Here is a 12707-nt window from a genome sequence, read left to right on the forward strand (position 1 = left end):
TTCCTCCAAATGGACAGAGATTCATTGTCTTCAGCGAACAAAAGGGAAAACAGCATCTTTTTTCAAAAAAAAGAAAAGGGGCCGCTGCGCTGGCGTCAATCGACATCTGTCATATAGCCCCTTTATCTATTTAGATGCTGCTATTCTGCCTTTTTCTTTTCCTCAGGCTTAGGTTCAGGCTCGACGAATTCACCCTTCAGCCTTAGAGCAAGCTCCTCAAGACCAATATTTACAGCATCCTCGATTTCCGCTACCTTGGACGCAGGTTCAAGGTTCTGATCGTAGAAGCCGACATCAGGAATTAGAGACAAGCCGCTGTGGACGTTACCTTGCATTTGCTGACCGATAAACGCCATATCCGAAACACCGTAATTTTTCAATTGCAATAGCGTCTCAAGCGATTGCTCATCACGAAGTTGCGTTAAAGCCACTTCATCCATCCAAATTTTCTCTTCGCTTTGCGCTTTCCATGCTAGCGCTTCCAAAATCAATCCCGTTTTATCAAGCTCTTTGTTCGTAACCGGAACAGCAATCGAAGGTGCGTCATGACTTACCCAAGTGCGGTAATCGTCCGTATTGTTGCCCATCGGCAAGGGGATGAAGCCAAAATCACTTTCCATTTCATAAATCGGATCAATAACGCCACGGCCTCTGGAATAAGCTAAAAACAGCGATTTCCCTTCTGCAAAAGCCTTCACATAGGCGTCCATATCCTCGCCATCTTTTTTAGGGAAGAACGTATCTCCTTTTTTTGCCAACTTCTTAATCATTTCAATCGTCTCGTATGCTTTTGGCGTATTCACCGCATACTTCATGCTGCCATCACTAGCAATATCAATGATTTTGTTGCCTGATGCTAGATATAACGCGACAGAAATATCCCAGTCATGTCCTGTTGCAAGTCCATAACGGTCATTATTGTCCATCACGCCATCACCATTTAAATCTCGTTTTGCCGCTTGCTCCATTTCGAGCATTTTCTGGAACGTCCATTGTTTGTTTTTCACAAGCTCATAAGGATCTTCGAGCCCAAGCTCATCAATAATGCTTTTATTGAATGCCAGAACCCATACTTCATCGCCTTGGTTAGCGAATGGCGCTGCTGTTCCATACGTTCTATTGTCATAAGTAAGTAAGAATGAAGTGTTGTATTCTTTCCAATAGTCCTGATCTAATCGAAGGTTAGGAATCGTATTCATGTCCACAATACGCTTGCCGTTAATATGTCTTCCCAGCTCCCAGGTAGGAGCAACGATGATATCAGCGTATTTGTCGCCTGCCAAGACCGCCGCGCCAAACTCTTCCTCGGAATGTTTTCTCACTTCAATTTTCACGTTGTATGTTTCTTCTACCCACTTGATTCTGTCAATAACGGCATTGGCAAGATCAGAGCTTCCTTCTTGCGGAAACCATCTGTTGGCATTGTTATCCGCAACGATGAATTTATAGCCGCCTAGATCTTTCACAGGAGGAGCACCGTCAACTGCTGTTGCTTCCGGGCTTGGTGAAGTTGTGTTTCCTGCCTCTTCTACCTTGTTTGTAGCTTCAGCATTCTCCTTGTTTTTACCTCCGCCATTATTACTTGTGCAAGCGCTCGCAAAGATGGAAATAATCAGGACGCATACGACTAACAAAAACATTCTCTTTTGTTTCATTTTTCTGCCCCTTTCAAAGCTTTTATTTGTTATACGGGTCCTGCCAGCAACAATGTCAGTCCCGCACGAACACAAATGAAGGTCAAACCGATTCAAAGAGATGCTGTTTCTTTTCTTCTACGAGCTTATAAATAAGTTCACCGAGTAAGCTGTTAGCCCATGCAAACCACGGTCTCGTGAATTCATTAGGATTGTCTGCGTGAAAACCCTCATGCATAAAACCGGTTCCGCCGTCTGATCTGATTATCGTTTTTAGGAGTTCTTGTATTTCCGTGTCGTTGTCTGAAGTTAGTGCTTGCATGACAAGGCTTATATGCCATATGTAATTCGTGGGGGTATGAGGGCTTCCAATTCCTTTAGCTGCTTTTCCTGCAAAATAATACGGATTCTCTTCACTCAAAATAAATCTTCTTGTGTTCTGATAGACAATATCCTCTTTGCTTGAATATCCAAGATAAGGAATCGACAACAAGCTAGGCACATTAGCATCATCCATTAGGTTGTAATTCCCTAGACCATCTGTTTCATAGGCGTACATTTCGCCAAACGTTTCGTGTTTATAGATGCCAAAAGCTTTTATGCCAGCATCGATTTCGCCGCCTAGCTTTTTTGAAGCGAGTTTCAACGCTTCGTCTCCGTATATGTCTTGGGCGATTTCTTCCACGTATCTCAGAACAACAACTGCGAACATATTCGCGGGAATGAGGTAATGGTACTTGCAGGAATCGTCACTCGGCCTGAATCCCGACCATGTCATGCCTGTGTATCCAACTGGACTTCCTTTTCCATCGTTGCTTAACGTATCCGACTCTGGACAATTAAACCTTTGGAAGCTGTAGCTCGATTGTTCAGCATGTTTCTGTTCTGCAGACCAGAGCGCGATAATTTTGTTAACCGCTTCTTTAAAGGCGCCATCAAACATTTCCGTTCTTTTTGTTGCCTTCCAGTACAGATAAGCGAGCTGTATCGGATAACATAGGGAGTCGATTTCATATTTCCTTTCCCATACCCAGGGATTCCCTTCGGTTACATCTCCAGTATGTCCGCTGTTATCCGGCCCTTTATTGAATGCGTTTGCATAAGGATCAATTTGGATGTATTGCATTTGCCTTTTTATAAGTCCCTCTATCATTTTCTGATAGTGGTTGTCTGATGCAGCCAGCGGAATGTAATGTCGAACCTGAGCAGAGGAATCACGCAGCCACATGGCTGGTATATCACCCGTAAAAACAAAAGTAGTTCCATCCTCAAGCCATTCCGTTGTGGTCTCTAGCGTATTGTAAAAGCAGTTCTTATAAAACTTAACGATTTCAGGCCACTCTGCTAGAGCTAAAACCAAGGCGTCACTCTTTTTCATATCGGTAATAGATAGATTCATTCGAAAACAATCCCTCCTAATGATGATCTTCAGCACATTGGGTAAACCCTCGTGTTAAGCGCTTACAAATAGTATATTATAATCAATATGTCAACATGTCAATATACCAACTAATATTTTCCTTTGTATTTTTCTAAATAAACACTATAGGCTGGAATCGCATTGATATACAAATTTACCGGCTGCAAAAGCACAATCGCCTCGTATACCCATTTCTAATGGACAAAAAAGACCATCCGAAGAATCGGACAGTCCATTTGATTGAATGTACGAAATAAATCTTGAAAAGCTATGCTACGATCAATCGTTATTTAGCCTGTTCTTGTATTCCATCGGATTAATGCCGTGATACTCCTTGAATATTCTAGAGAAGTGCACGCTGTTCTCGTAGCCAACCCGGTTGGCAATCTCATAGCTGCGCAGCGACGTCGTGAGCAGAAGGTCTCTCGCCTTGCGCATTCGAACGCTGATGCAATACGTCCAGATCGTCATGCCCGTTTCTTCTTTGAAAAGTATGGCTAGATGCGATCGGCTCATTGCGACATGGTCAGCCACGTCCTGCAGCCCCCACTTCTGGGCATAATACTCCTCGATATAGCGTTTGACTTGATCGACCGCGCTTTGCTTCTGCAGGTTTTTGCTTCTCCTTGCACCTTCCATTAGAACATTCGCCGCCTCCTCGAGCCGTCTGACCGCGCATAACCGGAAGTATGGTCGCACCCGTGACAAAGCCAAAGTTACTTCACCAAGTCCGGTGTCTTCACCCTCCTCGTATTGAACCTCGATATCCCGCTTCTTCAGCTCCTCGATGACAAGCTGCACCCACGCCATTGTCAGCTCGTTCCATATTTCAAGCCTTCCTTCGAGCCACAGCTCCAGCGCAGCCAGCGTATCGACGATCAGAAGCGGCTGACCGTGTAAGTAAACCGACGTGATCATCTCGACCCATTGTTCGAGCAGCGCCTTGTAGCTTGGAAGCTTGCGCAGCAGGAGCTGATTTGCTTCATAACGCCGCTGTGTCCGAATTCTCGCACACGCCTTGCCTACAACCTTGGTTAATACGTCCGAATCTATCGGCTTCAACATATAATCGACAGCTCCTAATTGAAGGCTTCGCTTGGCATATTCGAAGTCGTCATAGCTGGAAATAACGATGCAAGTCATCCAGGGATATTTGTGGTTGACCTCTTCTATGAGTTGAAGGCCGTCAACGAGAGGCATTCGAACATCGGTAATGCATATATCGGCAAAATGTCCTGCCATCCAGTCGAGCGCCCTCTGTCCATTCGCCATCGCTGCAGACACGGCAACGCCTTCCATCTCGGAAAGCCTGATCGACAAGCTCCTTCGGATGAGCTCCTCGTCATCGACGATTACGATTCGATTCATATCTCCCACTCCCTTCTTTTCGTTCGCATGGGCAACCTGACTTCCACGACGGCTCCGCCCGTGCCTTTATCGTTGTCAAACATGATTTGTGCATCGCCTGCATAAAACGTATGCAAACGGTAGATTAAATTCGAAATGCCGATGCCCGTATAGTCATAACGAGGATGTCGGTGATCGCTTGCTAGTTCACCTCTTAGCCTCGACAAGACGTCTGCTGAGAACCCTTTGCCGTTGTCGCGCACGGAAAGAATAAGCGTTGATGCGTTAACGATTGCCGCTGAAATATGAATATCGACTGACTCGGCTGTTGTCTCCCGCGTATGCTTAATACTGTTCTCCACGATCGGCTGGAGGAGTGCCTTGGAGCAGCAAACATGCCTAATCTCCTTCGGAATATCGATCGTATACGACAGATCGTCACCGTAACGGATTTTCATAATCGCCAAATATTGCTCCGTATAACGAACCTCGTCCGCCAAGCTGACCTCCCATTCCTTGTAGTCCGATGTATACCTGAGCATATGGGACAGCGCGACCGCCACGTTGCCGATATCAGGCTGCCTGTAGATTACCGCCATCGAATTGATCGATTCCAGCGTATTGTATAGAAAGTGCGAGTTAATTTGGGATTGCAGCGCAGATACGACCGCCTTATGCTGCTGGACGCGCGTCTCGGCAAGATCGCTCACCGATTGCTCCAAATGGCCGAGCAGGTTATTGAACGATAAGCTTAGATCCGTCACCTCATCATGCCCGTCGATTTGCGCGCGGAACTTGAAATCGTTTTTGATTTGCGTCATAACCATCGCCTGCCTGAGCTTGGCAATTCGCTTCACGATGGAGGAGGCAGCCCAATACGTAAGCACAACCGCTATAATTAACGCCGTGACTGATATAAATATCGTCATATTTCGAACATAATCAATGCTTCCGGCAATTTTTTCGTAAGGGATAACGGCAAAAATTTTCCAATGGGTCCGTTCGATCGACTGGAATACGATAAGCTCCTCTCTTGCGCGGTCATTGATCGAGCCTTCGCTTTTGCCTGCCAGCAGACCAACGATTCGTTCATCCGTTCTTTTCATCACATTCCCGGGATTGGAATGGTGAATGACCGTCCCGTCCTCAGTTATGACGGCGGCTTCGCTCGAATCAGCGATGCTGATTTCGTCCATTACATTTTGTGAGGGCGTAAGTGAGATGTCCATTTTGACATAGCCGTTATTGAATTTTTTGAAAAGTGTAAGCACCGGCTTATCCGTCTTGCGGTTGCCGTAATCCAAATAATAGTCCGCGATCCGCGGAATAAATTTCACCTTGTCGTAGTTGCCCGAATCGGCAAGGAACGGCTCGTCCCGAACGGTGTAATCGAGCGAAAGCACGTAGCCGTTGGCGAAGGTTTGCTCCTGCCCGTTCGGATTGTACATCGTGACCGACATCAGCTCTGGATACTGCAAAAAAACGCGATTCAAATAATTGACCTTAATCCGCTCATAATAACGAACAAGATCGGAGGAAAGCTCCGTATTATTCGAAGCATGAAGCCATTCCCGATATTCCAAGCTGCTTCCAAGCAGCAGAAAGATCATTTCGTATTCCGTATAGAAACGGTTCAAGTTCATATTCGCTTGTATAAGCACTTGATTCGTCAGTTTATCGATATCTTTGCTGACGGAATGCAGCGTCTGGGCATAACTGAAATAGCCGATAGCAGAAACGGTAAAGACAAGGATTGTGACAATTAACGCGACCAGCTTCCACTTCAGCGATCTTTTCATATGCTTGATGATTGATTTCAACAATGTCGTATCCTCCAGGCCATAACAAATGGGATTCTACCCTACTCTAATGATTCTATCACCATTTCACAAGAGTAGACCGCGGAGAACGACAGCGTTCGCCACGGCCAAATGAGCATTTAATCAAATTTGTAGCCTAACAATTTGTACATCATTACAGCAGCTTCGGCACGAGTGGAATGGCTCGTTGGGTTCAGCTTCGAGGCGCTGCCCTGTACGAGTCCTTCCTGCACCATTGAAGCAATAGCTGCTTCCGCGTAAGGAGCGATCGTACTGCGATCCTTGAACGATATGAGCTTCTCTGAAGATGCTTTTGGCAGCGGCTTGCCCGCAAGCGGCTGCGCCCTAGCAATCAGCGCGAACATCTCTTGGCGGGTTATCGCAGCTCTCGGGTGGAAAAGGCCGTCTGCCTTGCCGCTGGCAATGCCAAGCACATGTGCCGTTTCCACCGCCTCGTAGAAGTAATCGGTCTCTTCAACGTCTCCGAAGGAAGAGGTCGACACACCGGCAGTCAAGCCTAGCGTCTGAAGTAGAAGCTTCAGGAAGTCAGCTCGCGTCACCGGAGCGCCAGGGTTGAACGCCACCTCGGACATGCCGTTAACAATGCCTCTTGCCGCAAGGGCTTCGATAGCTTCGCGCGCCCATGGCACGGTAGCAAGGTCATCAAAAGCCTTGTCGTTATACACAATGGCGTATGTGCTAAAGTGGTCCGTTGTGAAGCGCATCTCTCCCGTTGTATCCACATAACGGCCGGATGGCACCCCTTGTGCCTCCCCAGCATCGCCGGCATGCCAGATACTCAGACGATGTGCTTGCTGCCGTTCTCCGTCTGCGGCGCTGTAAGGAAAGCTAACCTCGACCGGCGCTTCCTTATTGTTGTAATGCAGCTTGGTTTCTTTCGTTGACACCGACAAATCCAATACGAGGCGAGCTTTACCTTCCAGCTCCGTTCCTGCAGGCAGCAAAGCCTGTGCGATAGTGACGGTAACGAATTGCGACGATTTCGCTGCTTTATTATTGGCTAGCATATGACCAGGAAGCATCAATGTCCCCCACTCAGTGGACAGCTCTATCCATTTGCTGCCGCTGCCCGTCAAGTAAGCAGACGGTATCTGCAAGCCATAAGAGGTCGCGCCAGCCGCACGAGGCAGCTTAATCCTAATCTTGTACTTGCCCGTCTCGCTCGCTGTCGCTTTGGCGAAAGCATCGTCAATGTTCGTCCCGTCAAGCGACAAGACTAACGCCCCGTCGCCAGCCGTAGCATGCGAATTGGGAAAGTGAATGCTAACCTCGCCATCGATAACCTCTATGACGGGCTTCTCGGTTACCTTTACAGGCGGTTGAGTTGGGTTCCCTGCTGTGTCCGTCCGTGTATGGAGCGTTGGTCCGTTGGCGGACCAATTACCTGCTTCATCAACAGCTTCTACTTTAAAGTCGTATTCCGTACCCGGTTTTAGATCGGCAGCCGTCCAGGTTAATTCGGAAGTCGTTGCCGCTTCGATGCCGTCAATGAACAACTTATAGCCCGTTACGCCGATCTGATCGACCGCAGCATCCCAGATTAACTGGATGGATGTCTGGCTCACGCGATCTGTCGACAGCTTGCTGCCAAGCGGCCAGCGAGGGGGCATCGTGTCTTGTGGTACTGGAACCTCGGGATCTGTCGTACTCGGCCCAAATACGGTCCAGTTGCCGACAAGATCGACCGCTTCTACTTTATAGACGGCATCCGGTTGCCCTGTCTCATCCACATATCTAGCTACGGCGCCATCAACCAAGGCGATAGGCTCGCCGTTTCGATAAAGCTGGTAGTGCTTCATACTAATATTGTCTACCGCAGCGTCCCAAGTGAGAACAATCTTGTTTGCTTCAACCGTCGCACGGATTCGTGAGCCGGTCGGCCATTGCGGCGTAATCGTATCCATCTGCAGTGTCCTCACATGCTTAGAGGCAAGCGGCTCAGAGAGATTTCCTGCGTCATCGACTGCGACGATATGAAAGGTATACGGCGTATCGCTGTGTAATCCTGCCGCAAAATAGCTTCCAATCTCCGCACCCACTTCACCGATAACAGCACCGTCCTTATAAATGCGATACTTCGTTACGTTCGTGTCATCCACCGCTTCCGGCCAATGGAGCCATACGCCAGACGTCGTTACGAGCATTTCCTCAAGCACGCTTCCCTCTGACCATGCCGGGGCTTTATCGTCGGCGGCTAGTGTCATGACCGAAATGAATGGACCGCTCGCTTCATTCCCTGATGTATCTATCGCTCTCACGCTGAGCGTAAATGCTGTGCCAGGCAGCAGACCGGTTACGGTAAACGCGTGAATGTCTCCAGCAACTTCAGCAATCTTCACGTTACCTTTGTAGATGGCATAAACAGCAATGCCGTATTGATCCTCGGCTGGTGTCCACTCTAGCTTAACTGCTGAGCGCTTTAAATCGGATGCTTTGACAACAGATCCTTCGGGCCAAGTCGGCGCCGCCGTGTCGGCTGCTGCAGTTGTTGCTTGCAGTACAGGTCCTGTCGTCGTTTCCTGAGCCGCATCCAGCGCTTCTATCTTAAACGTGTAAGTGGTTGCTGCCGTTAACCCAGTGACCGCGTAGCTCAATACGTCTGCTGCTACCGTATCGATCGCTTCGCCATCTCGATAGATGCGGTAACCGTTCACGCCAGTGTCATCCGCTGCTGCTGGCCAAGCAAGCTTGAGCATATTGGGCTTCTTATCACTCACGATCAGAGTAGATGAGCCCCAATCCGGAGCATGAACATCCTTTGGAATCTCATCCGTACCTATAGACAGATAAGGCCTAAAGGCAGCGTTCGCCCCTGTCGCTTCCTTGGAATAAACATCGACGTTCTGATCGAGCCAGCTGTCATCTGTTAGCTTGAAGCTGACAATGCCATCGCCATTCAGTTCCGAACGTACGTAATCCGTTACCGGAATCGACACCCAATAGCCAGCATTTCGCACGGTCTTGCTGCCGAGCAAGCTGCCGTCAGCTGGCTTGTTCTTCCAATTCATAGAAGTCTCGGACCAACTGTCTCCCGCTTCATACAGCTGCAAGCCGATATCCAAATTCGGCGTTTGTACCGCGTAGACGTACAAATTCAATGTAGCTTCATACACGCTGCCCGTTACGGTATCGAGCGGGAATTTCAAATAAGCTCTTCGGTTGTTGCCCGTATTTTTGTTTTGCTCTGTACCCGAAGCGCCTGCCGCATTCTTATACCTCAGATAGGCGATATTGTTCGTCGTTCCGTCTCCCCCGAACACAGCCGGCGCTTGAATGAAGACATCGTCGCTCGGATGCAGCGCCGTACTATTGCGAACGATGCCAGAGGATGTATGAACCGTGACCGCAGGACCTGCCGATGTCCAGTTATCTTTCGCGTCACCCGCTTCGACCCGGAACGTGTAAGTTAGGCCGTCCTCCAGATCTAACGCGTTATATTGAAGCGTATTTCCGTCTACTTCCACAAGCATCGTATCGTCCTGATAGATTCGATAAGCGGTGATTGCGTTGTTGTCCGTCGCAGCCGTCCAATTCAAACGGATAGATCGATCCGTTACCGAGCTGTACTGTAGCATTCTCGACTTCGGCCACACTGGGGCAGTGGTATCTTGCGATGCAGTCGTGCTCACCGTTGCCTTAGGTCCCGTTGTTGACCAATTACCTGCTTGATCGGCAGCCTCCACTTTGAACGTATACGTACGATTATCAGTTAATCCGCTAATACGGTAGGACTCGACTGATGACGGCAGCGTAATCATCTCTTTGTCCCCATCGAACAACCGATATGCGCTTATGCCGCCGGGATCCAAAGCACCGCTCCAATTCACCGTTACGCGGTCACCCTCGACTCCCATTGCCTTCAAGCTAGACTCTGCCCATACAGGAGCAGTCTGATCTTCAGCACCCAATGTTTTGAACGTCACGATCGGTCCGCCAAGCGATAGATTGCCGTCACTGTCCTTCGCTTCCACGCGCACTGTATACAACGTACCTGCCAATAAATTGGTCAGCGCATAGCTTCGTTCTGTCGTGTCATTCCGAATTTTCCCGTTCACATAAATACGGTAACCGCCAACGATGCCATTATCGACGCCGGCTGGCCAGCTCAATCCCGCTCCATCCATGCCGAGCTCGGTCACCGTTAGGAAAGAGCCTTTCTTCCAGCCTGGCGCCGTAGCATCGGCGACATCTTCCGATGTTGTCGTGACTGCAATGGGCTCGCTCATAAGTGAACGGTTACCCTGCGCATCTACAGCCTCTACCTCGTACGTGTATTTCGTTCCAGGCGCCAACCCCGTCATATCGAAGCTCGTAATCGTTGCATCCACTTCGTGGAGCAAGCTGCCGTTTTGATAGATGTGGTAGCCTTTCACGGCGGTATTGTCATAAGCATCCGGCCAAGTTAGCGTCACGGCTGTCGCTGAAGCTGCGGATGCGCCAAACACGCTGCCGTAGGGCCATACTGGCGGTGTTATTTCCGCATTTTGATCAGGTATAGGCAGAGGTACGAACGCTTCCGGCGTTTCTTCCTCTTGGCCAAGCACGATCGTCACATGGTTGTCGCTGTTCTTGTACAGCGACCGCTCTACTACTTCGCTGACACCGTTGTAGTCGACGATAATGTCGTAATCGCCATAGAAGCCGCGTTCCTTGTAGACCCCGCCTTCGTCGGTTCTTCCTCGGCTATCCGTCCACCAGGCTTCATAGACGAGCTTGCGCCACTCCTCACCGGATGGCTTCAAGCTCCAATCGCTGCGGAATAGCGGAGCATTGTTCTGCCAATGCGCGCCGTCCCAGAACCCCCACATTGTGAACGACTGCACGTTCGGGTGGCTAAAGGTCGCAATCAGGATATCTCTCGTGAACATCGCCTGTAGATCTTGGCGCGGCGAATTCATATCGAATTCTGTAATCGCGATTTCATCCGCATATTTGGTGAAGTGCGTCAACTGATCATAGAAGTCCATCGGCGCTACCGGCGTACTTCCGAAGTGTGCCTGAATACCGATGCCATCGACCGGCGCATTGTTGTCCTTCAACGTCTGTAGAATATTGGAAAGGTTGCTGATAACCGGAGCATCAACGCCCAAGATTTGCGTTTCATTCACGTATAGCTTGGCATTCGGATCAGCTTCCTTGGCAATCTTGAACCAATTTGCGGCGATCTCGTCGCCATAGTGCCCGCGAATCAACTTGTTGAGCACGGGCTCGTTAAGCACGTCCCAGTCGAATAGACGCCCCCGGAAATAACCAGCCAATTCGTGAAAATGATTCTTAATCCGCTTATCGATCGCTTCGCGGTCGTTCAGTAGCCCGCCGATGTCGGCTGGCATCCGGCTCGCTCCGTCCCATAGCAGAGCATGCCCTCGAACGGCAAACCCGTTCTCCCCAAGCCAATTGTACAACTGCACCGTTCTGGCTCGGTTACCTTCCCACCACGACCACTTCATATCGTTCTCCATGACGACCGAATTGAAGTTCTCCTTCAGCTTTGTCCGGTACATTTCCGAAACGGCGTCCGTACCGAGCGCAAGCTGGCTGTTCACCGCTGTGCCGAACTTAAACTCGTGGTTCCTCATCTTCAAATGAATATCCGCCCCTTCAACCGGGCGTCCCTCTTTATCTTTTACCGTAATCGTGAAGTCTCCCTTGCGATTTTGCTCAATACGCTCGTTCGCTTCCGCACGCCAAGGCGCGTCATCCTCCATCCCCTCGTACGTGACGGGCGTACTCGGCAGCCGATCAATTGTAATCGCTTTCATATAATTGATTAATTGAAGGTCAGCGATTTCAACGACCTGAGGCTTAAAGCCAAGGCGCAGCGTTAATTGCGCATTATTAGCAGGAAACTCACCGACAGGCATGAGCAGTGCAGCTTTGATTGGAATCAGAAATTTTTTCCACTGCGAAGGAATCGCAATCGTTTCGTTAATCGACTTATCCCAGGTTTGTGTCTTCTCCAAAACGACTGCCAGCTGTCCCTCGGCCGTCTCATGCGTTGAACTGATCGTCCTCGCATAGAAAGAAGCTAGCAGCACGTCATCCTTCTCAATCTGCCCCTCAATCGGCAGCACATATTGGAACAGATAAGTGCCTTGCGGTTGCGTGCTCGTCGTGAAACGAAGTGCTTTTGTGAATGTCTGTCCCTCGACCCCCACCTTTTCGACAGTACCATAGGCCGACGCTTCCGAATTAAGCGCAGCGCCATCCAGCTCTAAATCATCTAGCAGCACTTCACTTCCGGCAACCTCGCCCAGCTCCTCCTCGGTCAATGCTTGCGCATATACGGCAATAGACTGCATCGGCAGCCAGATCAGAAGTCCAATCAATATTAAAGAAATCCACTTGAGTGATCCTGTTCGCAACTACTCTCATCCTTCCTCTTAAGCGAACTCCCCTCTCTTCCAATAAACACGACCTGCCGTCGGTATTGGAAGAGAGAGCTTCGCTCGTTATTTACGACAT

The 12707-nt window shown here is 49.3% G+C and carries 5 protein-coding genes; all 5 read right to left on the bottom strand.

Translation table 11 applies throughout. The annotated features are described in order from the left end of the window. Positions 1-140: 140 nt before the first annotated feature. The 5 genes from ADU23_RS26670 to ADU23_RS26690 all read right to left on the bottom strand — a co-directional run bounded on the left by ADU23_RS26670 (position 141) and on the right by ADU23_RS26690 (position 12607). Complete coding sequence (locus tag ADU23_RS26670) at positions 141-1655, bottom strand: ABC transporter substrate-binding protein (RefSeq protein WP_053376532.1); 1515 nt, start codon at positions 1653-1655, stop codon at positions 141-143. Positions 1656-1737: 82 nt separating this feature from the next. After that, positions 1738-3033, bottom strand: a complete 1296-nt coding sequence (locus ADU23_RS26675; RefSeq protein WP_053376533.1) for a glycoside hydrolase family 125 protein — start codon at positions 3031-3033, stop codon at positions 1738-1740. A gap of 300 nt (positions 3034-3333) precedes the next feature. Next, positions 3334-4422, bottom strand: a complete 1089-nt coding sequence (locus ADU23_RS26680; RefSeq protein WP_053376534.1) for a response regulator transcription factor — start codon at positions 4420-4422, stop codon at positions 3334-3336. Next, entirely contained in the window at positions 4419-6224 is a 1806-nt protein-coding gene (locus tag ADU23_RS26685) for a cache domain-containing sensor histidine kinase (protein WP_053376535.1), read from the bottom strand. The genes ADU23_RS26680 and ADU23_RS26685 overlap by 4 nt, the downstream gene beginning before the upstream one ends. A 116-nt stretch (positions 6225-6340) precedes the next feature. Beyond that, on the bottom strand, positions 6341-12607 hold the full coding sequence (locus ADU23_RS26690; protein WP_157265980.1) for a fibronectin type III domain-containing protein: 6267 nt from the start codon (positions 12605-12607) through the stop codon (positions 6341-6343). Positions 12608-12707 lie beyond the last annotated feature (100 nt).

Source organism: Paenibacillus sp. FJAT-27812, from assembly GCF_001273905.1.
GTDB lineage: Bacteria > Bacillota > Bacilli > Paenibacillales > Paenibacillaceae > Pristimantibacillus.

Excerpts from the sequence above, each read along its gene's own strand:
- ADU23_RS26680 (WP_053376534.1), bottom strand. The coding sequence starts at position 4,422 with ATGAATCGAATCGTAATCGTCGATGACGAGGAGCTCATCCGAAGGAGC.
- ADU23_RS26675 (WP_053376533.1), bottom strand. The coding sequence starts at position 3,033 with ATGAATCTATCTATTACCGATATGAAAAAGAGTGACGCCTTGGTTTTA.
- ADU23_RS26670 (WP_053376532.1), bottom strand. The coding sequence starts at position 1,655 with ATGAAACAAAAGAGAATGTTTTTGTTAGTCGTATGCGTCCTGATTATT.